The 23,689-nt window shown below is 52.0% G+C and carries 20 protein-coding genes; 9 read left to right on the forward strand and 11 right to left on the reverse strand.

The features are described 5' to 3' along the window. Positions 1-318 precede the first annotated feature (318 nt). The 4 genes from B3007_RS09250 to ilvY all read right to left on the reverse strand — a co-directional run bounded on the left by B3007_RS09250 (position 319) and on the right by ilvY (position 3,732). Entirely contained in the window at positions 319-936 is a 618-nt protein-coding gene (locus tag B3007_RS09250; RefSeq protein ID WP_273092030.1) for a sulfite oxidase heme-binding subunit YedZ, read from the reverse strand. Then, positions 927-1,931, reverse strand: a complete 1,005-nt coding sequence (msrP, locus tag B3007_RS09255) for a protein-methionine-sulfoxide reductase catalytic subunit MsrP (RefSeq protein WP_301377928.1) — start codon at positions 1,929-1,931, stop codon at positions 927-929. Before msrP ends, B3007_RS09250 begins: the two co-directional genes overlap by 10 nt. A 92-nt stretch (positions 1,932-2,023) precedes the next feature. Further along, a complete protein-coding gene (gene pssA / locus B3007_RS09260; protein WP_084189041.1) occupies positions 2,024-2,797 on the reverse strand; it encodes a CDP-diacylglycerol--serine O-phosphatidyltransferase in 774 nt (257 codons plus the stop codon). A gap of 59 nt (positions 2,798-2,856) precedes the next feature. After that, positions 2,857-3,732 carry an HTH-type transcriptional activator IlvY gene (gene ilvY, locus B3007_RS09265; RefSeq protein ID WP_301377929.1) on the reverse strand — a complete coding sequence of 292 codons (876 nt, stop codon included), beginning with the start codon at positions 3,730-3,732 and terminating at the stop codon, positions 2,857-2,859. A 328-nt stretch (positions 3,733-4,060) separates the two neighbouring features. On the opposite strand from ilvY, the gene ilvC reads away from it, so the two are divergent. From ilvC to B3007_RS09280, 3 genes are all read left to right on the forward strand, one after another. Then, the gene (gene ilvC, locus B3007_RS09270; protein WP_301377930.1) at positions 4,061-5,551 is read left to right on the forward strand and encodes a ketol-acid reductoisomerase; all 1,491 of its coding nucleotides are present in this window, start codon (positions 4,061-4,063) and stop codon (positions 5,549-5,551) included. Positions 5,552-5,686: 135 nt separating this feature from the next. Continuing rightward, a complete protein-coding gene (gene dapC, locus B3007_RS09275) occupies positions 5,687-6,880 on the forward strand; it encodes a succinyldiaminopimelate transaminase (protein WP_301377931.1) in 1,194 nt (397 codons plus the stop codon). A 9-nt stretch (positions 6,881-6,889) separates the two neighbouring features. Next, entirely contained in the window at positions 6,890-7,318 is a 429-nt protein-coding gene (locus B3007_RS09280) for a SufE family protein (protein WP_301377932.1), read from the forward strand. A 13-nt stretch (positions 7,319-7,331) separates the two neighbouring features. Here the strand turns inward: B3007_RS09280 and B3007_RS09285 are convergent, their stop codons facing one another. The 5 genes from B3007_RS09285 to B3007_RS09305 form a co-directional block, all read right to left on the reverse strand. Beyond that, positions 7,332-8,564 (reverse strand): sensor domain-containing phosphodiesterase, encoded by a 1,233-nt coding sequence (locus B3007_RS09285; protein WP_301377933.1) that lies wholly within the window; start codon positions 8,562-8,564, stop codon positions 7,332-7,334. A 291-nt stretch (positions 8,565-8,855) separates the two neighbouring features. Further along, positions 8,856-10,073, reverse strand: a complete 1,218-nt coding sequence (locus tag B3007_RS09290; protein WP_301377934.1) for an EAL domain-containing protein — start codon at positions 10,071-10,073, stop codon at positions 8,856-8,858. 90 nt (positions 10,074-10,163) lie between these two features. After that, positions 10,164-10,505, reverse strand: coding sequence for a methyltransferase family protein (locus tag B3007_RS09295; RefSeq protein ID WP_301377935.1), 342 nt, complete (start codon positions 10,503-10,505; stop codon positions 10,164-10,166). A 215-nt stretch (positions 10,506-10,720) separates the two neighbouring features. Then, positions 10,721-11,785, reverse strand: a complete 1,065-nt coding sequence (fba, locus tag B3007_RS09300) for a class II fructose-bisphosphate aldolase (protein WP_068438134.1) — start codon at positions 11,783-11,785, stop codon at positions 10,721-10,723. Positions 11,786-12,140: 355 nt separating this feature from the next. Next, positions 12,141-13,301, reverse strand: a complete 1,161-nt coding sequence (locus B3007_RS09305; protein ID WP_068438137.1) for a phosphoglycerate kinase — start codon at positions 13,299-13,301, stop codon at positions 12,141-12,143. A 348-nt stretch (positions 13,302-13,649) separates the two neighbouring features. Between B3007_RS09305 and B3007_RS09310 the strand changes: the two genes are divergently transcribed. Beyond that, positions 13,650-15,389: an ABC transporter transmembrane domain-containing protein gene (locus B3007_RS09310; protein WP_301377936.1), complete on the forward strand. Its 1,740-nt coding sequence runs from the start codon at positions 13,650-13,652 to the stop codon at positions 15,387-15,389. Here B3007_RS09310 and B3007_RS09315 read toward each other — a convergent pair whose 3' ends face one another. Then, positions 15,390-16,409, reverse strand: a complete 1,020-nt coding sequence (locus B3007_RS09315; RefSeq protein ID WP_301377937.1) for a type I glyceraldehyde-3-phosphate dehydrogenase — start codon at positions 16,407-16,409, stop codon at positions 15,390-15,392. Between the two features lie 120 nt (positions 16,410-16,529). On the opposite strand from B3007_RS09315, the gene B3007_RS09320 reads away from it, so the two are divergent. Further along, positions 16,530-17,186 carry a class I SAM-dependent methyltransferase gene (locus tag B3007_RS09320; protein ID WP_301377938.1) on the forward strand — a complete coding sequence of 219 codons (657 nt, stop codon included), beginning with the start codon at positions 16,530-16,532 and terminating at the stop codon, positions 17,184-17,186. A gap of 56 nt (positions 17,187-17,242) precedes the next feature. Here B3007_RS09320 and B3007_RS09325 read toward each other — a convergent pair whose 3' ends face one another. Further along, positions 17,243-18,169, reverse strand: a complete 927-nt coding sequence (locus B3007_RS09325; RefSeq protein WP_301179754.1) for an AraC family transcriptional regulator — start codon at positions 18,167-18,169, stop codon at positions 17,243-17,245. A gap of 267 nt (positions 18,170-18,436) precedes the next feature. Between B3007_RS09325 and B3007_RS09330 the strand changes: the two genes are divergently transcribed. The 4 genes from B3007_RS09330 to B3007_RS09345 all read left to right on the forward strand — a co-directional run bounded on the left by B3007_RS09330 (position 18,437) and on the right by B3007_RS09345 (position 23,675). Beyond that, positions 18,437-19,957 (forward strand): aldehyde dehydrogenase family protein, encoded by a 1,521-nt coding sequence (locus tag B3007_RS09330; protein ID WP_301377939.1) that lies wholly within the window; start codon positions 18,437-18,439, stop codon positions 19,955-19,957. A gap of 247 nt (positions 19,958-20,204) precedes the next feature. Beyond that, on the forward strand, positions 20,205-21,731 hold the full coding sequence (locus B3007_RS09335) for a protein adenylyltransferase SelO (protein ID WP_301377940.1): 1,527 nt from the start codon (positions 20,205-20,207) through the stop codon (positions 21,729-21,731). A gap of 121 nt (positions 21,732-21,852) precedes the next feature. Continuing rightward, a complete protein-coding gene (locus B3007_RS09340; RefSeq protein WP_068438159.1) occupies positions 21,853-22,845 on the forward strand; it encodes a glutathione S-transferase family protein in 993 nt (330 codons plus the stop codon). Between the two features lie 110 nt (positions 22,846-22,955). Continuing rightward, positions 22,956-23,675 (forward strand): mobilization protein MobD, encoded by a 720-nt coding sequence (locus B3007_RS09345; RefSeq protein ID WP_068438163.1) that lies wholly within the window; start codon positions 22,956-22,958, stop codon positions 23,673-23,675. Positions 23,676-23,689: the final 14 nt, after the last annotated feature.

Genomic DNA, 23,689 nt, shown 5'->3' on the forward strand with positions numbered 1-23,689 from the left:
AACCTCTTAATTTTTGACATCCGATCCGGACAACTCAGCGTCCCGATCAGTGCGAAGCATTCTACCAGAGAACCCTTCGCTGTCAACCGTTAATTTTCAAAAAATCTTTTAAAATCAACAAGTTGCAAACCTTTTCCAGACAACTCCAAGGAGCCTCTCTGTCGGATCAGGCGGCGCATTCTACAGTCTTTTCAGACTTGGTCAACACCTTTTTTCGACCCGTTTTCCTGTTCGTTTCAGCGCTGTGCTGGGTAACGATCAAGAGCGGCGCATTATAGAGATGCGGCGATTTGGGTCAACTACTTTCTGTAATAATTTTCAGGAAGTTCTGGCGCGTTTCTTCTTAGCAAAAAACCATAGTCTTAACGCCAGTAGGAATGCAGCTATAAGAGTGTAGGCAACAGGCTCAAACCAGCTAGCCCTGATTTGTAATAAATAGTGAACGGCTGCGAGGGCTACGATTACATAGATGAGTTGGTGTAGTTGCTTCCAACGCCTCTTCAGCCTTCGCTGCCACGTTTTCGTCGAGGTGATCACCAGCGGCAACAAGAGCAACCATGATAAAGCCCCAACCAAGAGGTATGGACGCTCCACGACCTCACGACCTAACTCACCCCACTGCCACCCCAGAAGGAAAGCCAGGTACGCTAATGCGTGCAAAGATACATAGAAGGCCGCGTAGAGGCCCAACATCCTCCGGTGTGGCATCAGCCACTTCTGTTTCGTAAGCCTTACTATCGGTGTCACTGCGAGAGTCAGCAGCAAGAAGTTGAAGCCCCATGTGCCTGTAAAGTGGGTAATTGCCTTGCCAGGTTCCGGCCCTAACAGGTTCCATTCGCCTGTCTGCACCCGGACTATTGCCTGCACTATGTATATGAGTGGTAGTGCGCAGGCGATACCGATAAGCCACCTACGCCCAGTCAGCGTTAGTACCATTTACGCAGATCCATACCTTTATACAGGTGAGCAACCTGTTCGCCGTACCCGTTAAACATTTCAGTCGGTATCCGATTAGGGCTGAAGATACTGTTAGGCAGGCGCCTCTCAGAGGCCTGACTCCATCGCGGATGATCGACTTCCGGATTTACGTTGGCATAGAAGCCATATTCCTGTGGCGCAAGATCGTTCCATGTCGTCGGTGGCATGGTTTCGCGGAAACGGATTTTCACGATCGACTTAATGCTCTTGAAGCCGTATTTCCACGGAACAACAAGGCGCATCGGCGCTCCGTTCTGATTTGGCAGGACATTGCCGTACATCCCTACTGCCATGAGCGTCAGTGGATTCATGGCCTCATCCATTCTGAGCCCCTCTCGGTAAGGCCAATCGATAGTAGAGAATACCGAGCGCTGCCCCGGCATTTCTTTTGGTCGCTCAACAGTCACGAACTCGACGTACTTGGCTGAAGATAAGGGCTTGAAGCGTTTAATCAGCTCAGCCAGTGGGAAACCTACCCAAGGGATCACCATTGACCACGCCTCTACACAACGCAGTCGATAAATCCGCTCTTCCAGGTCGATTCCCTTTAGAAGATCTTCGAGCGCGAAGGAGCCTTTCACCTCGCACTCACCTTCAACAGTCATGTTCCATGGGTCTGTCGTGAACTTACCTGAGTTTTCGAATGGGTCCGACTTACTCATCCCGAACTCATAGAAGTTGTTGTACTGCGTAGCAGAGCTGTAAGGCGCTGGCTTTTCACCAGTACCAAAGGACGTTTCAGACGCATTAACGACAGCCTTCTCCAGCCACTCAGGGCCTTCAGGTATACGACTACCTCCCTCAGGTGACACAAGCGCCTGTGCCTGTATTGTACTGAGCGCCGCTGCCGCAGTGAGGCTGCCCTTCATAAAGAGCCGCCTGTTTACGTACAACTCTTCTGGCGTGATCTCTGAAGGATCGATTTTGGGGTAGCGACGCTTTGGAATCAGCATATGCACCTCTTAATGGCTGAATTACTCTGACAAAAAAGCCCGGTTGTTGTGCCGGGCTTCTTTCCATATTTATGTCTACATTCGTATAGTCGTTAATCAAACAACTTTTCTTTCACCGCCCATGCCGGGCCAGATAATGCATACAACATAAAGACAGCCAGCAGGACCGTTGCGGGATCAATCGATACAATCGCAAAGCCCATAACAATGGCCAGCAAGGCGACAAAAGGAATCTTGCCGCGCAGATCCAGACCTTTGAAACTGTGGTACTTGAAGTTGCTGACCATTAACAGGCCCGCTGCGGTCACGATAATAGCCATCCACCAGGCAGCATCAGCTCCCTGCGTGCCCGACTCTGTGAAGACCCAGATATTCCCAGCAACAATTGCCGCTGCAGACGGGCTGGCCAGCCCGGTGAAGTAGTTTTTATCAGCCACCGCCAGCTGAGTATTAAAGCGCGCGAGACGTAGAGCTGCCCCCGCACAGTAGACGAAAGCTGCGACCCAGCCGACTTTACCCAGATCCTGCAACGCCCAGCTGAACGCGACCAGCGCAGGCGCCACACCAAAAGAGACCATGTCGGCGAGGCTGTCATACTCTGCGCCGAAATCACTCTGGGTATTCGTCATACGCGCAACGCGACCATCAAGTCCATCCAGCACCATGGCGACAAAAATTGCGATGGCTGCATTCTCAAAATCGCCGTTCATGCCGGCAACGACGGCGTAAAATCCTGAAAACAATGCACCCGTCGTAAACAGGTTAGGCAAGAGGTAAATCCCCTTCCTGTCCCTTTTGGTTGCTACCGGTACCTGAGCGTCTTCGTTATCACTCACACTATGATCCTTAATGTGTTCGGCCCGCATGAGCTGCGGGTTTTAAAGTTCTGCGGCTATTATGGGCGAAACCAGTCCATCTGGCCATGTCATCGCCCCGCGGTTTGCCAAAGCGCCTGTAAGACTGGCTCATTGAGTCGTTCCGTCCGCGAGCAGAGTCCAATATGAAAGGGCTCCAGTTCAGGCGCTACCGACAACACCCGCACACGATTAAGAAGTGGGCTGTTCTGTAAAACAACCTGAGGGACAACCCCCACACCCACACCCAGAGCCACCATACTGACGATGGCTTCGTGCCCCGTTACCTGTGCGTAGATGTTGGGCGTCAGACTACGTGAAGCAAACCATTGGTTTACGCGTGTACGTGCCAGACCAGTCTCTGAGAGCACCATAGGCACCTCGGCCCACGATATGTCTGATTGTGAGAGCTGAGGAACAGTTCCCACCGTTCTTGGTGCGATAAACAGCAACGGCGACTCAGAAATCCCCCTGAACGTCAGGTCAGGCGACAATTGTTCGGGCCGTGCAGCGATCACGACATCCGCATCCCCGGTGGCGACTCTGGGAATAGACTCGGCGGCATCCCCCGTATGAATCCGCAGATCAACTTTAGGATATTGTTCCCGGAACCGGGCCAAAAGGTCAGCCAGAAAAGAATAACTGGCGGTGACAGAACAAAAAAGCGTCAGCGACCCCTCCAGGTCACTTACCTCCGCATTTACCGCGGAGCGCAGCGATTGCCAGGCATCCAGTGTCTGCTCCGCATGCTGGCGAAACAGCTCGCCGGCTGGCGTTAAGGTTAACGGCCCGCTGTCACGTACCAGTAACTGAGCACCCGCATCCTGTTCCATACGACTGATACGACGGCTGAGTGTTGAAGGGCTCATATGTAATTGCTGCCCCGCCCGTCCGAGATGCTGAGCTTCAACGACGGTAAGGAAAACCCGTAAGTCTTTGTATTCCATAGGCTAAATAGGTACCTGACTCGACATTGCAGTATTTGCAACAACTGCTAGCAATAATAGCATTTTACGCAACGACGCTCATCACCTATCATTCGTCTCGAATTTTTATATCAACCACTAGCTACACATCGCACCGTCTCGGAAGCGTAACCGAGGCAGTCAGAGCAAGGCGAGTGGTTTAACTTAACTGCGAAAGCGTCGGCGAAGATGGCCTGGCAAGGCGGCGGTTCAGTGGGAGCGCGGAGCTTATTGTAATAAGTGAGCACTCACAGTGAACCGGCAACACAGTCAGGGCGATGCAGCCAGCTTTCATTACAGGAGAATTGTGATGGGTCAGAACTACTTTAATACTCTGAACCTCCAGCAAAAGCTGGATCAACTCGGCCGCTGCCGTTTCATGGACCGTTCTGAATTCGCTTCTGAAGCTGAATTCCTGAAAGGTAAGAAAGTTGTCATCGTTGGTTGTGGTGCTCAGGGCCTGAACCAGGGCATGAACATGCGCGACTCTGGTCTGGACGTATCGTACGCTCTGCGTGAAGCTGCAATCGCTGAGAAGCGTCAGTCATGGAAAAACGCTACCGAAAACGGCTTCAACGTTGGTACTTACGAAGAGCTGATCCCGACTGCTGACCTGGTGATGAACCTGACTCCAGACAAGCAGCACACTGCAGTAGTTACTGCTGTTATGCCTCTGATGAAAGAAGGCGCTTGCCTGGGTTACTCCCACGGTTTCAACATCGTTGAAGAAGGCATGCAGATCCGTGAAGACCTGACTGTTGTTATGGTTGCACCTAAGTGCCCTGGTTCTGAAGTACGTGAAGAATACAAGCGTGGTTTCGGTGTTCCGACTCTGATCGCTGTACACCCGGAAAACGACCCTAAGGGCGAAGGCTGGGACATCGCTAAAGCATGGGCTGCAGCGACTGGCGGTCACCGCGCTGGCTGTCTGGAATCTTCTTTCGTTGCTGAAGTTAAGTCTGACCTGATGGGCGAGCAGACCATTCTGTGCGGTATGCTGCAGACTGGCGCGATCCTGGGCTTCGAGAAAATGGTTGAAGACGGTATCGACGAAGGCTACGCAGCTAAGCTGATTCAGTACGGTTGGGAAACTGTGACTGAAGCTCTGAAGTACGGCGGCATCACTAACATGATGGATCGTCTGTCTAACCCAGCGAAAATCGTTGCGTTCGACATGGCTGAAGAACTGAAAGAACTGATGCGCCCTCTGTTCCGCAAGCACCAGGCCGACATCATGGAAGGCGAATTCTCCCGTACCATGATGGAAGACTGGGCGAACGACGATGCTAACCTGCTGAAATGGCGTGAAGAGACGGCAGAAACTGGCTTCGAAAAAGCACCAGCGTCTGACGTTCAGATCGACGAACAGGAATACTTCGACCACGGCATCATGCTGGTTGCTATGATCAAAGCCGGTGTTGAGCTGGCGTTCGAATCTATGGTTGAAAGCGGCATCGTTGAAGAGTCTGCTTACTACGAGTCTCTGCACGAAACGCCACTGATCGCGAACACTATTGCACGTCGTAAGCTGTACGAGATGAACGTTGTTATCTCTGACACGGCTGAATACGGTAACTACCTGTTCTCTCACGCTGCCGTACCTCTGCTGCGCGAGAAGTTCATGCCACACATCAGCACTGACGTGATCGGTAAAGGCCTGAACCTGAAGTCTAACTCCGTAGACAACGCTCGTCTGATCGAAGTTAACGAAGCTATCCGTAACCACCCAGTTGAGTGGGTTGGTGCTGAGCTGCGTGGCTACATGACTGACATGAAGCGTATCGTTGAAGCGTCTAAATAAGACCTGCTTTAACTAGCAAATAAAAAGCCCCGCCAGTGCAGACTGGCGGGGCTTTTTTGTTTACTTCACACAATCGGAATTGCGCTGTAAAAGGGCTATAATGCGCGCTTTCTGAACAACAAGACCGGAAGCGGCATGAACCCAGATCTGAGCAAACTCCAGCCTTATCCATTTGAAAAACTGGCCAAACTGAAGGGCGAAGTCACGCCTCCTGCAGATCTGGAGCACATCGCCCTGTCGATTGGCGAACCCAAGCACCCAGCGCCGGAGTTTGTACTCGATACCCTACGAACAGAACTACAGCGCGTTGAGAACTACCCGACAACGAAGGGCCTGCCAGAGTTGAACTCGGCCATTGCCAGCTGGCTGGAACGCCGTTTTTCGCTGGAGAACGTCGATCCGGTATCTCAGGTCATTCCGGTCAACGGTACCCGTGAAGCCATCTTTGCTTTTACTCAGGCAGTCGTTAATCGTAGCCAGTATCGTCCTCTGGTTGTTTCTCCTAACCCCTTCTACCAGATCTATGAAGGCGCGGCGTATCTGTCAGGTGCGGAACCACACTTCTTACCATGCCTTGAGGAAAACGGCTTCAACCCGGATTACGATGCTGTGCCTGAGGATGTGTGGCACCGCTGCCAGCTTTTGTTTGTCTGCACTCCTGGCAACCCGACCGGCTCAACCCTGAAGCTGGACGACTTCAGAAAACTGATTGAACTGGCCGATAAATACGATTTTGTACTCGCCAGCGACGAGTGCTATTCAGAAATTTATGTGGATGGTGCCGATGCACCGATGGGCCTGCTGGAAGCCTGTGAGCAACTCGGCCGCAAAGACTTCAAACGCTGCGTGGTATTCCACTCGCTGTCTAAACGCTCAAATCTGCCGGGCCTGCGCTCTGGCTTTATTGCCGGCGACGCCGATCTGCTGAAGCCGTTTTTGCTCTACCGTACTTACCATGGTTGCGCGATGCCGGTTCACACTCAACTAGCGAGCATCGCAGCCTGGAACGATGAAAGCCACGTACAGCAGAATCGCAGCGAGTACACTCAGAAGTTCCGCTCAGTTCTTGAGATTCTCAGCCCGGTACTGGACGTTAAACAGACGGAAGCGAGCTTCTATTTATGGCCCAAAACGCCGATTAACGAAGAAACATTTGCTCAGCAGCTGTTTGCTCAACAGAACGTGACTGTACTGCCGGGCTCATACCTTTCGCGTACAGTCGAAGGTATTAACCCTGGTGAGCACCGTATTCGCATGGCGCTGGTTGCTGAAACATCGGAGTGCATTGAAGCGGCTCAGCGTATTCGCACATTCATTGAATCTCTATAAGGAGCGCATATGTCTATCGAAAGTCCTTTTGGAAACAGTATTACCAGCGAAGACATCGTCGATACTCTGAGCTTCTTCGATGACTGGGAAGAGCGCTATAAGTACATTATTGACCTGGGGAAAGAACTTCCCGGAATGAGCGACGACAAGAAAACCGATGAATTTCTTCTTCGTGGCTGCCAGAGCCAGGTATGGATCGATCACAGCACGGAAGATGGAAAGCTTGTCTTTGAGGCTGACTCCGATGCCCATATTGTTCGGGGGCTGCTGGGCATGGTGCTGGCTGCATACAACTTTAAAACGCCAGCAGAGATTCTTACTTTCGACAGTGATGAGTACTTTAAGCAGGTCGACTTAGTGAAGCACCTTAGCCCGACACGAGGAAATGGTTTGCGGGCCATGGTACAGAAAATTAAAGATACTGCAGCGGCTGCTTGACAGCCGCACTACGTCATTCAGTAAACGTTGCTAATGGCTGCGGGCGAGATAAAAGATAGCCCTGCCCGTAGCCTATAAACAGCGTCTCTAACTCAGCGAGTTCGCTTTCGGTTTCTATCCCCTCGGCGACAACTTTATATCCCTGAACTTCGGCAAAGCCCCTCAGCGCAGCAACCAGAGACTGCTTATCTCTGTCCTGATCGATGTCACGGATCAAACTCATGTCCAGTTTCAACATATCCGGGCTGAGTAAAAGAATGTGACGCATGCTCGCATAGCCTGCACCCGCATCATCAATGGCCAGACGCATCCCCGAATCCCGAAGCGGTTTCAGGCGGGCGTTTAAGAGGTCATAGTCCGCGATTTCTTCATGCTCTGTCAGCTCGAGAACAATACGCTTTGCTTCTTCAGGGGTGTAAATTCCTGAAATATCACATTGGAGAAGGAAGGCCGGCGTTACGTTGATAGAGACATATGCGTTAGCAGGTAGCACCGCCAGAGCCTCTTTAGACTTCTCTACTACTCTGAGGCCAATCGCCGACGACAGGCCAAGGCGATCCGCATCAATAAAGAGTTGAGCCGGTGACAGATCAAGGTCTGTCGATAAACGCGCCAGTAATTCAAACCCCTTAACGGAACGGTCTGTCAGAGCACAGATTGGCTGGGCGTGCAGAAGTAACTCATCACGCTCGAGAATATCGAGAATGACTTCCTGACGCTGGCGATTTTCTTCGCTGCCTTTACGAGCATCTTCAATCAAAGCCGCAATAACATCAGCGAAAACCCGTACGAGCATCAGGCTACGATTATTAAGTTTTGGCTTAACCTCACGACTGAAAATACAGAACGTACCGAAGGTATGGCCATCAGACAAAACAACAGGAACACTGACGTGGGATTTAACGGGAATCGTCGTAAATTCGGGAACCAGGTCTGTTTCGCCACTTACTTCAGTATCCGGTACCAGCTGCTTAAGGCGGCCATCGGCGATCATCTCACAGAAACTATCTTTTAATGGGCCACAGCTGTCTTCAGACACCAGATTGGCATCACTGGCGCAATCGACGAAACGGAATACCCGCTGATCCTGGCTGAACTCAGATAAAAAACCCACATCCATATCAAGCCGATCACGTACAGAACGTATAAGACTCGAGATCGCTGTTTTCAGTGTTTCCGGGCTTTTAGGAGCAGGCTCATTGATCACCTCTGCGAGCTGTCTCGCGACATCCGGGCGCTTTTCCATTAAGTAATACCTTCAGACTCTTCACCATGGAACTATAGCACTCTGTCGGAATTAAACATGCCCCACAAGGTGACACCTCCCAGCATTCTCCAGTCAGGTCAAATATGGAGCGTTTGTACGGATTATTTCTGCAAAGCGTGAATAAATCTTCAACGGTCATTCAGGCAAATATCGTATTTTCAGCTCGGTTTATGGTGATTGAACCGACGATAGAAGACAAAATACGCCAAACTATGGCCAGCTTCCCAAATAAACTTAAACGCAAGAATCTACTGCTCAAGATATGTAGAACTACTGGCAATATTGCCCAAGTGATATCCCGGAGTGGAGCAGGTAGTCCTCATCCTGTTTATCCGATATTCCATCCGCAACTAAGGTGCTTCCCTGAGACCTTGAGAACAGCAAAAGAGCCTGCAGCATCGCCTGCTGGCCGGTGTCTGAGGCGATGCCACAAGTAAGGCCACTATCCAGTTTTACGAACTCAGGCTGTAGCTGCAATATATGCTGCATCGATGCAAATCCGGCCCCCGCATTATCAATAGACAACCGGATACCAGATTGACGCAGCGGCTGTAGTATTCGCTTCAGTTCATGATAACTGGCGACGCGGTCGTGTTCAGATATCTCAAAAACTATCCGGCCACAAAGATCATCATTGAGCCAAGCTGTAAAATTAAACTCTGCGAGAAATTCTGGCGTAACGTTAACTACTACATGTCTTTCATGGGGTGATGCTGATAGCTCAGCCAGCAATTGCTCAATTAAATTTACACCTATCAGATTTGCGAGACCTAAACGAACAGCCTGGTGCACAAGCAGTAGTGGGCTCGCTATGTTATCTGTTGCCCTCACCAGGCTCGGTATTAACTCCGTGCCCTCTTGCTTACCAGTATTAAGATTAACCAGCGGAACCCGAACATACTTCAGTCTATGTGTGGTGATCAGCTCGGTAACTTCGCTTTTCAATTGAATACGATGCTCAGATTCATACTGAGGTAAAGCCTCTGCCTCTTCGATCATAGTCGCGATCGCATCAGCAAACACCCGGCACATCGCCAGGCTTCGATAGTTAAGCTCAGGGATGGAATAACGACTGAAAACACAAAAGGTGCCAAACACAGAGCCGTCAGAGAACACGATAGGAACACTGATATGAGCCCCGACCGGCACCAGTTTCACAGCGGTGAGGTCACTTGCCCCGGAGGTCTGTTGTGCATCTCCTATCAGTTGCGGTGCGCGGCCATCCACGACCCTCTGACACAGGCTTTCACCCCGGTAATCCGATCCGCCAGACCGGACAATATCAACACCCGGAGCCGAATCTACCAGATAGAAGGTCCGCATATCCCCATCGAAGCGCGATATAAAGCCGACTTCCATTCTCAGCTTTGTTCGTGCGGTACGGAGTAAGCTCAACAGACTTTGCTCTAGCAGCTTACTGCCCTTCAGCACAGCAACCGGGTCAAAGGCGTGGGTAAGCTGCTCCAGAGCATCGGATAGGTCAGACATACTAAAGGCCCAAAAGGAAAACCCTTAGAGTATATGCTGGAATTTCGAAAAGTGTTCCGACCCGTGACTAAGGCCGTACACCAGGATGCCCTAGAGCCATCGCCTGACCCTGGCCTGATAATCTGAGTAATCCTGACCAAAGAGCATGAGCAGGATTCGCTCTTCCGGAATTATCTGGAAGCGGGTGATGTACCCCACAAAAATGGCAGGCCCAATGAAGGCCGCCGGGCTCTGAAGCCACACACCCAGCGCACTCAGCAGGAAGGCCATTCCCAGGTACATGGGATTGCGGGTAAATCGATACACTCCACCGGTGACCAGCGCTGACGCCTTTTCAATTTTGATCGGGTTGATTGTGGTTTTACTGCGGATAAACGAGAGAAGCCCACCGGAATCCAAAAACAGACCGATGACGACTAAAACACCTGTCACTATTTGTGCAGTTACTCCCCACCAGTGTATTACCGGCGTCTGTGTGCTTAACCCCCACATCAGTAGTGCGCATAGAAGGCCAACCAAGGGAGGGGGTATTTTGTGCTCTAGCCTGTTCATCTTCATTCCTTTTTGGTTATATTTTTATGGTGCAGGAAATACAGGCAATAAAAAAGGCGCCGAAGCGCCTTTTTACTATCAACTGGATCAACAGATCAGCTGATTTTTGGATCAAGAGCACCGCTCTGGTACTTCTCAAACATATCGTCAAGAGAGATCGCTTTGATCTTAGACGCATTGCCTGCAGTACCGAACGCTTCATAACGGGCGATACAGATTTCGCTCATCGCTTTCACTGATTCTTTCAGGTACTTACGTGGGTCGAATTCAGCAGTGTTCTGAGCCATGAAACGACGGATCGCACCGGTAGATGCCAGACGCAGGTCAGTATCGATGTTTACTTTACGAACGCCGAACTTGATACCTTCAACGATCTGCTCGACTGGCACACCGTAAGTTTCCGGGATTTCACCACCGAACTCGTTGATCACCGCCAGCCACTCCTGAGGTACTGAAGACGAACCGTGCATAACCAGGTGAGTATCCGGGATACGCTTGTGGATCTCTTTGATACGATCGATGGCCAGAATGTCATCCGTTGGCGGACGAGTAAACTTGTAGGCGCCGTGTGAGGTGCCGCAGGCAATCGCCAGCGCATCTACCTGAGTCTTGCGTACGAAGTCAGCGGCTTCTTCTGGGTCAGTCAGCATCTGATCGTGAGAGAGAGTGCCTTCTGCTCCAATACCATCCTCTTCACCGGCCTGACCAGTTTCCAGAGACCCCAGACAACCCAGCTCGCCTTCTACCGAAACGCCGCAAGCGTGCGCCATTTCAACGGTGCGACGGGTTACATCAACGTTGTACTCGTAATCGGTCGGCGTTTTGCCGTCTTCACCCAGAGAACCATCCATCATCACTGAGCTGAAGCCCAGCTGGATAGAACGCTGACATACCGCCGGAGAGGTACCGTGATCCTGGTGCATACATACCGGGATGTGCGGGAATTCTTCGATGGCAGCCAGAATCAGGTGGCGCAGAAACGGAGCACCTGCGTACTTACGGGCACCTGCAGAGGCCTGCACAATCACAGGAGAATCCGTTTTGTCTGCCGCTTCCATGATGGCGCGCATCTGTTCGAGGTTGTTTACGTTGAACGCTGGTACGCCGTAGCCGAACTCGGCTGCGTGGTCCAGCATCTGACGCATGCTGATCAATGCCATGAGAATACCTTCAATGGGTCTATAAAATGGGGACTAAAAAATATCCGGGTATTCTAGCGATTAAAGGAGGGGATAGAAACCTCGAGGGAAGAATGTCGCTTCGCAAGGTGGTCAATACGAAAAACCCCAGCATTGCTGGGGTTTAAATAGAGACGATATTTCTAAGCTAAACCTTTTCTTTCGGCTAACGCTTAATAAAACGGCGCCTGCGGTTGAGGCTGGTGATTCCTCGGCACGCCCATCGTCTCAAAATGCCTGTTCTGCTGATCCACCGATTGCTGAACGGCTGAGTCCTCATCGATGGTGTGCTGTGCGCAAGCCGTGAGCAGGCAAACAGCAATCAACAGTAACGCTTTCACTTCGCGCGCTCTTCCAGAATCGCTACTGCTGGCAATACTTTGCCTTCTACGAATTCAAGGAATGCACCACCACCAGTCGAGATGTAAGACACCTGCTCAGCAATGTTGTACTTGTCCACGGCTGCCAGGGTGTCACCGCCACCCGCGATGGAGAAGGAGTCAGAGGCAGCGATTGCCAGAGACAGAGCTTTGGTGCCTTCGCCGAACTGATCAAATTCGAATACACCCACTGGGCCGTTCCAGATGATGGTTTTCGCTTCTTTCAGCTGTTCTGCCAGTGCCTTGGCTGAGTCTGGGCCGATGTCGAAGATCATGTCATCAGCTTCAACGTCGTCAGCAGACTTCAGAGTCGCTGCTGCGGTTTCAGAGAATTCTTTACCACACACAACGTCGGTTGGTACTGGAATAGAAACCTTTTCCATCAGCTTTTTCGCCGCTGGAATCAGGTCTTCTTCGTACAGTGACTTACCAACTGGCTTGCCTGCTGCTGCCAGGAAGGTATTAGCAATACCGCCACCTACGATGATCTGGTCACAGATGTCGGACAGACTTTCGAGTACTTCAAGTTTGGTGGACACTTTAGAGCCACCAACGATGGCGACCAGCGGACGAGCAGGCTTATCCAGAGCCTTACCGAGTGCGTCGAGTTCAGCGGCCAGTAGAGGCCCTGCGCAAGCAACGGGTGCAAACTTAGCGACACCGTGGGTAGACGCCTGAGCGCGGTGCGCGGTACCGAAGGCGTCCATCACGAAAATATCGCACAGTTCAGCGTAGGCTTTGGCCAATTCGTCTTCGTCTTTCTTTTCGCCTTTGTTAAAGCGCACGTTGTCGAGCAGTGCAAGCTCACCATCGGCCAGTTCGATGCCAGCGCGGAAGTCTTTCACAACGTTGACGTCGCGGCCCAGCAGGCCAGCGAGGTGATCAGCCACAGGCTGCATGGAGAACTCTTCGGCGTATTCGCCTTCGGTCGGACGACCCAGGTGAGACATCACAATGACTTTGGCACCGGCTTCAAGCGCGTGCTGAATGGTTGGCAGTGACGCACGGATACGCACATCAGAAGTCACCTTGCCGTCTTTTACCGGCACGTTCAGGTCTTCGCGGATCAGAACCCGTTTTCCTTTCAGGTCCAGGTCGGTCATTTTCAAAACAGTCATAGTCATGTCCCAGATAATGGAGTCTTTTAAATTCTTCAGCGTGATAGTGCATAGCCATGCTGAGACGCGGTGGATACATCCCTGTACGCTCGGCTGTCGCGTCCATGCGACAGACGCTCAGCCTGACTCCGCACTACCCCACTTCAAACGGACACCGCGCGGCGGTCAAAGCGGAGCGATGCCAATAAGTTGGTTAGAAATCGCGCGGGAGTATACCAGCATGAACAGTGCGTTTCATCGGCACACACATGACAATCACCGCCCAGAACTGACCTTTACCTTGTTTACCTCGGTCAGTGCCGATAGCCTGCTTACCCTTTTGTGTAATTACAGTTCAAAGGCTTTCTGATGCTGCGCTGGCTCTGGCAATTTATCCGCCCTTACAAACTGCGTTTAACCATTGCAGTGATCGCACTGGTGACTACGGCTGGCCTGACGCTCAGCCTTGGTCAGGGCGTTCGCCTGATGATCGATCAGGGGTTTGCGGCCAGTTCAGTCGAAGGCCTGAAAGACGCGGTGATCTTTTTCGCCGTATTGGTGGTTGCAGTGTCAGTCGGGGCTTACTTCCGGTTCTATATGGTGTCCTGGCTTGGCGAGCGGGTGGTCGCTGACATCCGTAAAACCCTCTACCGACACTTAGTCACTCTGCCGCCTTCCTTCTTTGAAGATAACCTGTCTGGCGAAATCCAGAGCAGGATCACTACCGATACTGCGCTCCTGCAAACCGTGATTGGTTCATCGTTTTCCTTTGCTCTGCGCAATGCCCTCACGTTTGTGGGCGGCATTACCCTGATGTTTATCACCAACCTCAAGCTCAGCCTGATCGTTTTAGTGGCGGTGCCTCTGGTGGTATTTCCCATGGTGTTCTTCGGGCGCAAAGTGAAAAAACTCTCACGCGAAAGTCAGGACAAAGTTGCCAGCGTCGGCGCCTGGGCGGGTGAAAGTCTGCAACACATCAAAGTTGTGCAGGCCTTTACCCGTGAAGACAGCGTGAATAAACAGTTTGGCGACGCGGCGGAATCCGCCTTCGATGTGGCCTTGCTGCGCATTCGCCAACGCGCGTTTATGATCGCGCTGGTGATGATTCTGGTGATGGGGTCGGTCGCAGGCATGTTGTACGTCGGTGGTCACGATGTGATTACCGGCAGCCTGAGTGGCGGCGATCTGGCCGCCTTTGTGTTTTACGCCATCATGGTCGGCGGCTCGCTGGCCGCGGTGACCGAAGTCTACGGAGAAGTTCAACGCGCGGCAGGCGCAGCAGAGCGTATTCGTGAACTGATGGCGGCGGAGTCTGATATACGATCACCCGCCGACACTATGACGCCTCCGGTAACGCACAGCGATACTCAAATTGCGTTTCAAGAGGTCAGTTACCACTATCCTTCCCGCCCGGACAAAGCAGCCTTAACAGAACTCAATCTCGAGGTACGCGCTGGCGAGCGCATTGCCTTGGTCGGGCCATCTGGGGCAGGCAAATCCACCCTGTTCGATATGCTGCTGCGCTTTCGTGATCCGCAACAAGGGCAAATTCTGGTAGAGGGCACACCATTACCTGAATGGCAGTTACAGAGCCTGCGCAGTCAGTTTGCTCTGGTGCCTCAACAGCCGGTACTGTTCAGCACAAACGTGCTGGAAAACCTGCGCTACGGCCGACCTGACGCCTCCGATGCGGATATTCTCGCTGCCGCCAAAGCGGCGCATGCCGATGAATTTATTCAGCAGCTGCCGGAACAATACGAGTCGTATCTGGGAGAAGGCGGCGTGAAACTGTCAGGGGGTCAGAAGCAACGTCTGGCCATCGCCCGTGCGATTCTGCACGATCCGAAAATCCTTCTGCTTGATGAAGCCACCAGCGCCTTAGACGCCCAGAGCGAATACCTTGTGCAACAGGCGTTAGATAAACTGATGCAGAATCGAACAAGCTTTGTGATCGCGCATCGTCTGTCGACCATTAAACACGTCGACCGCATCGTTGTGATGGATCAAGGGCGTATAGTAGCTGTCGGCACGCACGATGAACTACTTGAACGCTCGCCCTTGTATAAGCGGCTGGCCGAGTTGCAGTTTGGGGAAGAGAAAAGCGCTTAATCAGGCCTTGATCACAATCATCTCACAGGCCGTATCCAGCATACGGTTAGCAAAGCCCCACTCGTTATCAAACCAGACCAACAGTTTGAGCAAGCGTCCGCCGCTGACCCGGGTCTGAGTCGCATCCACAATGGCCGAACGCGGATCATGATTAAAATCGATAGAGGCGTGGGCTTCACGGGTCAGCCCCAGAATACCGTCGAACCTCTGATTAGCCGCTGTCGCCAGTAACTGATTCACCGCTTCGGTATCTGTCGCTTTGTTGAGTTGCAACGTGATATCCAACGCCGAGACATTGATGGTAGGCACACGCACGTGCAGGCTCTCTATTTTGCCGGCCAGTTGCGGCATCAGGCGCTCGATCCCCGCGGGTAACCCGGTATCGACAGGAATAATGCTCTGCACAGATGATCGGGTACGACGCAGGTCTGAGTGGTAGGCATCAATCACTGGCTGATCATTCATCGCGGAGTGGATGGTGGTCGTGACCCCGGCTTCAATGCCATAGGCCTGATCGATCAATGTCAGTACCGGAATCAGAGCATTGGTCGAGCAGGAACCGCTAGAAACAATGCGCTGATCCGCCGCCAGTGAGTCATGGTTGTGACCATAAATGATGGTGTTATCGACTGCGCTGTCTGCCGGGTTCGAAATCAGTACTTTCTTCGCACCGCGGCTGAGGTGCAGCTCGGCATCTTCGCGTGAGCGGATCTGGCCGCTGCATTCCAGCACCAGGTCCACGTCCAGCGCAGCCCAATCCAGTTCTGCCGGATCACTGATATGACGAACACAGATACGATCGCCGTTGACCATCAGGTGCTGCTGATCAGCGATGCTGACGGTGCCATTGAAGCGACCGTGCGTACTGTCGTAACGCAGCATGTAGCTCAGCGACTCAATGTCTGCCAGCTCGTTGATCGCGACCACTTCGATGTCCTGCCGGTAACCGTTTTCATAAAGCGCACGCAGCACACAGCGGCCGATACGTCCAAAACCGTTGATGGCGATACGGGTTGTCATGGGTTTGTGCGCCTCATTACTGTCTCATGATTGCCGGGCTTCTCAGAAGCTGGATACTATGCACTCTATTGTCGCGGAATTGGTCGCCGTAGGCAAAATGCACACACCGGAATACCCGACATGACTTATCCCCCCTGCCCTTTGTGCCACGAAACAGAGCAGATTTCGGTTCTCGACAGCGCCATGCCGCGTCGTTATCTCGCCTGCGGGCAGTGTTATCTGGCGTATATGCATCCCAATGACTACCTGAGTGCAGATGAAGAGAAAGCATACTATGCAACCCACGAGAACAGCATAGATGACGAAGGCTATGTCGGGTTTCTGAATATTCTGCTGGCGCCGTTATTAGATCTCATCGAGCAGAAAGAAAAGACAATAGCGCTGGACTATGGTTGTGGTCCGGGCCCCACCCTTTCTGTGTTGCTTGAGCAGAACGGCATCCACTGTGATAACTATGACCCGTTTTTCTTTCCGGAGGGCGTATCTCCGCCCTACGATGTCATCACGGCTACTGAATGCTTTGAGCACTTCCACCACCCGGAAAATGAGCTTAAAAAATTAGTATCAATGTTAAAGCCGGGAGGCCTTCTGGCTTTAATGACAAGTCGCTGGAGCAATGCCGAAAAATTCATGCACTGGCATTACAACCGTGATCCGACCCACGTCATTTTCATGCATAAAAAAACGACTCTGTTTATCGAAGAAAATTTCGGATTAGACAGTATTTTTCGTGATAAAAAACGCGTCATTATTTTCAGAAAAAAGAAACAAATATAAAAAGAAATAAATAGAAAAAACAAAAAAGGAAATTAATAAAACCTGAAAAACAGAAATCAACGCGACGCAAATTCTCTCGGCGTCATGCCGTACTGCTGATGGAAGCGACGGGAAAAATGACTTGGATTAGAAAACCCGAGTTCATAACAGGTACTGGTAATACTTTTTCCGCTACGGATAAGTTTGCAGGCGTGTTCTAAGCGACGCTGCTGCTGGTATTGGGCTGGGCTGCACCCAAGGCTATTTTTAAACTGCTGAAAAAGCTTAGTGCGCGACATACAGGCAACACGCGCAAGCTGATCAATATCCACCGACTGTGCAAGATTCTCTTCAATATAAGCCACGGCATTCGTCAGGCCCGACTGGGTCGGGTTCTGTTGCACACAACGCAGTAAGAAATCCCGCCCCTGCTGACGTAGCATCCGCGCTACCAGCTCATTTACTCCGAAGTTCAATACCAGGTCACAATCGTCTTCTTTCTGTACGTGGCTGGCGACGATACGCTCTAGTAGCTGCTGAGTAGCATCGGTGTGAGCGAGATGCCACTGACGTGTCTCGACTTCCCACTCACCCAGATCTTTCGGTCGCTCGCTGACAGTATTCAGCTGATCGCAGACTTTCAGCAGAGTCTCACGGGGTATTTCCAGCGTCATACAGGTGGTGGGGGTATCTAACGTGGCTTCGGGGAAATCGATTTCAACGTATTCGCCGGGCGCAACAACGAAGGACTCATGAGGAAGAAATTCTGTCGAAAAGCCATCCATACCGTGCATGACTTTCCGGCCGGTCATCATGCCGCAGTACAACAACTCACCAGCATCCAGACGGATACGATCGGCCTGTTCATAAGTGTCATACACAGATAACTCGGCTAACTGGCTGGCATATACCGTGCGGTTTTCTATTAATTCGCTGGGGACGACTTTCTGGCGATGAGCACCTGCGAGTGCAGCCATACTGCCCGGTCGATGTTCTGTAGTCATAAGAAATGCGCCGTCGTCGTTACATAGAGTCGTTCTAAGAAAAAGCCTCTGTCTGCCAATCCGCTCTCGTGTGTAATTGCGGGCCAGTTACACATCCTGACACCAGCGGGACTCAGAGAACATTCTTGCGGACTGTCGTGCAAGTCATCACCCCAATAGACCACATACTCTGGAGTCACACAACAGAAAACGCCGGCAGATCGGGCCGACTAATACTTTAGTCGAAGACCTGAAAGGACCGGTAAGAATAACAACGGAGATAACACCATGATCTATGCAAACCCAGGACAGCCGGGCGCTGTCGTATCCTATAAAGAACAGTACGGTAACTACATCAACGGTGAGTTCGTTGCTCCGGTTAATGGCAACTATATGGACAATGTCAGCCCGGTAAACGGCGAAGTGTTCTGCCGCGTTGCCCGCTCTGACGCCGACGATATCAATAAAGCACTCGATGCCGCACACGCTGCAGCGGCTGCATGGGGCAAAACCTCAGTGCAGGAGCGCTCAAACATTCTTCTCAAAATTGCAGACAGAATGGAAGCAAACCTCGAAATGCTGGCCGTTGCCGAGACCTGGGACAACGGTAAAGCCGTGCGCGAAACTCTGGCGGCGGATATTCCTCTGGCCATTGATCACTTCCGTTATTTCGCCGGTTGCCTGCGCTCACAGGAAGGCAGCATGGCTGAGCTGGACGAGACCACTGTGTCTTACCACGTTCACGAACCTCTGGGCGTTGTTGGCCAGATCATCCCATGGAACTTCCCGATCCTGATGGCCGCCTGGAAACTGGGCCCAGCACTGGCGGCAGGTAACTGCGTAGTGATGAAGCCTGCCGAGCAGACGCCTGCATCCATTCTGGTACTGATGGAGCTGATCGGTGATCTGCTGCCACCAGGTGTTGTAAACATCGTTAACGGCGTGGGTGAAGAAGCAGGTCAGGCACTGGCCACCAGCAAGCGTATCGCCAAGCTGGCTTTCACTGGCTCAACACCAGTAGGCCAGCACATTCTGCGCTGTGCAGCAGAAACTCTGATTCCAAGCACCGTTGAACTGGGTGGTAAATCACCTAACGTCTATTTCGAAGACGTCATGCAGATGGAAGACGACTACCTGAGCAAAGCCGTCGAAGGCACCGTGCTCGCCTTCTTTAACCAGGGCGAAGTCTGTACCTGCCCATCCCGCGCTCTGATTCAGGAAAGTATTTACGACGAATTTATCGCCAAGGTCGTTGAGCGTGCTCAGACCATCAAGCGTGGCAACCCACTGGATACTGACGTTCAGGTCGGTGCTCAGGCCTCGCAGGAACAGTACGAGCGCATCATGAAGTACATTGAAATCGGTAAACAGGAAGGCGCTGAAGTCCTGATCGGTGGCGCGCCAGAGAAACTCGAAGGCGACCTGCAAACCGGTTACTACATCCAGCCAACCGTATTTAAAGGCAATAACCAGATGCGCGTGTTCCAGGAAGAGATCTTTGGCCCAGTCATCAGTGTGACTACCTTCAAAGACGAGGCCGAAGCCCTGCAAATCGCCAACGATACTGAGTTTGGTCTCGGTGCTGGCGTCTGGACCCGCGACATGAACCGCGCCTATCGCATGGGCCGTGGCATTCAGGCTGGCCGGGTATGGACCAACTGCTACCACGCTTATCCGGCACACGCTGCCTTCGGTGGTTATAAGAAATCCGGTATCGGTCGCGAGACGCACAAAGTAGCACTGGAGCACTATCAGCAGACCAAGAACCTGCTGGTCAGCTATGCCACCAGTCCCTTAGGCTTTTTCTGAAATCAGATTTCTTCTAAGGTCGGTTTCTTTTAAGGAACAAAACTTTACCTCTCCTCTGGTATGAAATGCGCTGCATTTCTCCTCCTGGGCTGATGTCGGTTTGTTGGGAGACCCGGCATCATTAAGGCCCTTTTTTTAAGCACCCGTTCGCGGGTGCTCTTTTTTTATCTCGGGCCTGCTCTGGTATACATACGCCACAATCAATAATACCCTATCAATATACTCAGTTATTATTGGTTGCATCGCTATGCCTGTCGTCTTCCCGTTCGAAAACATCTACGCGCAACTCCCTGAGCAGTGTTTCGAACGCGTTATGCCCACACCGGTGAAAACTCCGACGCTGATTCGTTTCAATGCGCCCTTAGCGACCGAATTAAATATCGAATTCAGCGATGCCGGTGATGAAGAACTCGCTCAGGTATTTTCCGGCAATCTGGTGCCACACAATGCCGACCCACTGGCGATGGCGTATTCCGGGCATCAGTTTGGCAACCTGAATCCACAACTCGGGGATGGCCGCGCAATCCTGCTGGGTGACCTTTACGACAGCGACGCGAAACTGAAAGATATCCAACTCAAAGGATCTGGGCGCACTCCCTTTTCGCGCGGTGGAGACGGTCGCAGCCCGCTCGGGCCCGCGCTGCGCGAGTACATTCTGTGCGAGGCCATGCATGCCTTAGGTATTGCGACCACTCGGGCACTCGCGGTGGTCAGCTCAGGAGAACATGTGATTCGCCAGCAGCGCGAACCCGGTGCAGTATTTACCCGTGTGGCCTCCAGTCATATCCGAGTCGGGACGTTTCAGTATTTTGCGATGCGCAGAGATCATGTCGCCCTGAAAGCACTGGCAGATCATGTAATTGACCGGCATTTCTCTGAGCTTAAAAGCAGTCCTGAAAGCGAGAATATTTATTTATCACTGTTTAAAAATATCGTTAAAAAACAGGCAGAATTAATTGCATCATGGATGAACCTTGGATTTATTCATGGCGTGATGAACACCGACAATATGACCGTCAGCGGCGAGACAATTGATTACGGCCCCTGCGCATTTATTGATGCGTTTAATCGCAAAAAAGTTTTCAGCTCGATTGATCAACAAGGGCGATACGCTTACATCAACCAACCCGCGATTGGCCAGTGGAACCTGACCCGTCTGGCTGAAGCCATGCTGCCTTTGTTTATGAATGACACAGCCAGCGAAGCGGCAGAGAAACAGGCGATTGATGACGCCACTCAGATTCTCAATGACTATGTCCAGATGCACCAGAATGCCTGGGAATCCGGCATAGCGAAGAAGCTTGGCTTCAGCTCAGTCGAGACTGGCGACCGGGAGTGCTTCGAGTCTCTGCTCGATCTTCTTGATGAAAGCCGTCTCGACTTCACGTTGTTTTTCCGCCGACTGAGTGACTGTACAGACCCGAATAATGATACCAGCGCTCTGTTTACCCTCTTTGATTCACCTGATGCCCGTTCAACGGATGACATCAAGCAGCGCCTTTCAGACTGGATCAGCAAATGGCAGGCACGACTGAGCGAACGCGAAGAACTGAAAGTGGTTGAAGAGCGGATGAAACAGAACAATCCTGCCATCATCCCACGCAACCATCAGGTGCAGGCGGTGATCTCGGCGGCGGAAGAAGGGGACTACGCTCCATTTGATGCTTTACTCGGCGCGCTGAAGTCACCCTACGAGCAACATGCCGAATACGCTGCGTATGAAGCGCCTCCACTGCCAGCAGAGCAGGTGTTCAGGACCTTCTGCGGCACCTGATCAACAGGCCATATGGCTTGGTTCCATGACCGCTTGCAACCCATTGTTCCAGAATCGCGGTTTTTTACCCATGCTGTCCGCTGCTAATCTGAACAGAATATGATGACCAAGAGAGGCTCCGATGGGACTGCTGGTAAAAGGTGAGTGGCACGACAAATGGTACGACACCGATAAATCAGACGGTGCGTTCGAACGCGAAGACGCGCAACTACGAAGCTGGGTAACGGCAGACGGCAGTGCTGGTCCTTCCGGGAATGCCGGTTTCAAGGCCGAGTCGGGCCGCTATCACCTCTATGTCTCTCTCGCCTGCCCCTGGGCACACCGCACCCTTATATTTCGTCAGCTGAAAGGACTTGCTGGCCATATTGGTGTGTCTGTCGTATCTCCCGATATGCTGGACCACGGCTGGACCTTTGATACCGAGGCAGGCAGCTCTGGCGATCCGCTTTATCACAGCGACTTTATGCATCAGATTTATACCCGCAATAAATCGGATTACACGGGCCGGGTAACTGTCCCTGTGCTCTGGGATAAACAGCAGGAATGTATCGTCAGCAACGAATCTGCTGAGATCATCCGTATGCTGAACAGCGCCTTTAACAATATTACCGGCGATCAGCAGGATTTCTGCCCCGAGCATCTAAAACCTCAGATCGATGAAGTGAATGAGCGGGTTTACCACACGATCAATAATGGCGTGTACAAAGCCGGCTTCGCTACGAAAGCAGAGAAGTATGAAGCTGCCTTCAGCGAATTATTTGACTCACTGGACTGGCTAGAGGAACGACTGACGCAGCAGCGTTATCTGGTCAGAGATGGTGACAAAAGTGTACTGACAGAGGCTGACTGGCGCCTGTTCACAACGCTGATCCGCTTCGATGCCGTGTACTTCGGTCACTTCAAATGCAATCTGCGCCGTATCGAAGACTATCCGGCGATCAGTGGCTACGTGCGCGACCTGTATCAGCATCCGGGCGTTGTGGAGACGGTCGACTTCTCCCACATCAAGCGTCATTACTATTACAGCCATGACATGATCAACCCAACGCGCATCGTGCCCGTCGGCCCTGCGCTCGACTTTAACCGGGCGCATGGTCGAGAGTCACTCAAGTGATCGTCGTCAAAGACGACAATTGAAATAATTCCGACATCCGGATTGTGCTAGCGTAGTCGACCTTCAAACATTTTTGCCTGCTGCCCATGCAGGCATCGCAGGGACACACTATGAGCACAATCCACTTTATTGGTGGCGAAAAAGGCGGTGTCGGTAAATCCGTATTCTCCCGCCTGCTGTCGCAGTACTTTCTTGATAACAACATGCACTACGCAGGGTTCGACGCGGATCAGTCCCACGACACCCTGACCCGCTTTTATCCTGAGTTCACCCAACCAGTAAATCTGGATAAGTTCGAGAGCGCGGACCGTATTGTTGAAACCGCCCTGGAGAACGACGTTAACGTTGTTGTAGACCTACCGGCTCAGAGTGAACGTTTCCTTAAGCGCTGGATGGATGACAACGACGTCAGCGCCTTATGTGAAGAAACCGGCGTGAAGTGCTATTTCTGGTACGTCGTCGACGATGGCATGGATTCAGCGCGACTGGCTGCTGCTTTTCTCGATCGCTATCAGGATGAACTCCCATGTGTCATGGTTCACAACTATGGCCGTGGTGGCGATTTCAGTAGCCTTGAGAAGACAATCGCTGATGCAGGGATTACCCCAAAAGCATCCATTGCCATCAATGAGCTACACGACGGCACCATGCGTAAAATCGACAAACTGTCGCTGAATTTCTGGGCTGCCGGGAATCTTACCGAACGCGCAGAGGGCACGCTGTCGTTAATGGAACGTCAGCGGACGCGCGTCTGGTGTAAAAAGTCTTACGCTGAGATTGAGAAAGGACTTCAGGCACATACATCGAGTCTTGCCCCACAAATCATCTGATTCTGAGGCAGCGG

The sequence above is a fragment of the Thalassolituus sp. UBA675 genome, assembly GCF_002297765.1.
Lineage (GTDB): Bacteria > Pseudomonadota > Gammaproteobacteria > Pseudomonadales > Oceanobacteraceae > Thalassolituus.

Bases quoted from the DNA above. Each gene is read 5' to 3' on its own strand.
- B3007_RS09290 (WP_301377934.1), bottom strand. From the start codon at position 10,073: ATGTCTGACCTATCCGATGCTCTGGAGCAGCTTACCCACGCCTTTGAC.
- B3007_RS09320 (WP_301377938.1), top strand. From the start codon at position 16,530: ATGACTTATCCCCCCTGCCCTTTGTGCCACGAAACAGAGCAGATTTCG.
- ilvY (WP_301377929.1), bottom strand. From the start codon at position 3,732: ATGGAATACAAAGACTTACGGGTTTTCCTTACCGTCGTTGAAGCTCAG.
- B3007_RS09310 (WP_301377936.1), top strand. From the start codon at position 13,650: ATGCTGCGCTGGCTCTGGCAATTTATCCGCCCTTACAAACTGCGTTTA.
- B3007_RS09280 (WP_301377932.1), top strand. From the start codon at position 6,890: ATGTCTATCGAAAGTCCTTTTGGAAACAGTATTACCAGCGAAGACATC.
- B3007_RS09315 (WP_301377937.1), bottom strand. From the start codon at position 16,409: ATGACAACCCGTATCGCCATCAACGGTTTTGGACGTATCGGCCGCTGT.
- B3007_RS09250 (WP_273092030.1), bottom strand. From the start codon at position 936: ATGGTACTAACGCTGACTGGGCGTAGGTGGCTTATCGGTATCGCCTGC.
- B3007_RS09330 (WP_301377939.1), top strand. From the start codon at position 18,437: ATGATCTATGCAAACCCAGGACAGCCGGGCGCTGTCGTATCCTATAAA.
- msrP (WP_301377928.1), bottom strand. From the start codon at position 1,931: ATGCTGATTCCAAAGCGTCGCTACCCCAAAATCGATCCTTCAGAGATC.
- B3007_RS09325 (WP_301179754.1), bottom strand. From the start codon at position 18,169: ATGACTACAGAACATCGACCGGGCAGTATGGCTGCACTCGCAGGTGCT.
- B3007_RS09305 (WP_068438137.1), bottom strand. From the start codon at position 13,301: ATGACTGTTTTGAAAATGACCGACCTGGACCTGAAAGGAAAACGGGTT.
- dapC (WP_301377931.1), top strand. From the start codon at position 5,687: ATGAACCCAGATCTGAGCAAACTCCAGCCTTATCCATTTGAAAAACTG.
- B3007_RS09335 (WP_301377940.1), top strand. From the start codon at position 20,205: ATGCCTGTCGTCTTCCCGTTCGAAAACATCTACGCGCAACTCCCTGAG.
- ilvC (WP_301377930.1), top strand. From the start codon at position 4,061: ATGGGTCAGAACTACTTTAATACTCTGAACCTCCAGCAAAAGCTGGAT.
- B3007_RS09285 (WP_301377933.1), bottom strand. From the start codon at position 8,564: ATGGAAAAGCGCCCGGATGTCGCGAGACAGCTCGCAGAGGTGATCAAT.
- fba (WP_068438134.1), bottom strand. From the start codon at position 11,785: ATGGCATTGATCAGCATGCGTCAGATGCTGGACCACGCAGCCGAGTTC.
- B3007_RS09345 (WP_068438163.1), top strand. From the start codon at position 22,956: ATGAGCACAATCCACTTTATTGGTGGCGAAAAAGGCGGTGTCGGTAAA.
- pssA (WP_084189041.1), bottom strand. From the start codon at position 2,797: ATGCGGGCCGAACACATTAAGGATCATAGTGTGAGTGATAACGAAGAC.
- B3007_RS09340 (WP_068438159.1), top strand. From the start codon at position 21,853: ATGGGACTGCTGGTAAAAGGTGAGTGGCACGACAAATGGTACGACACC.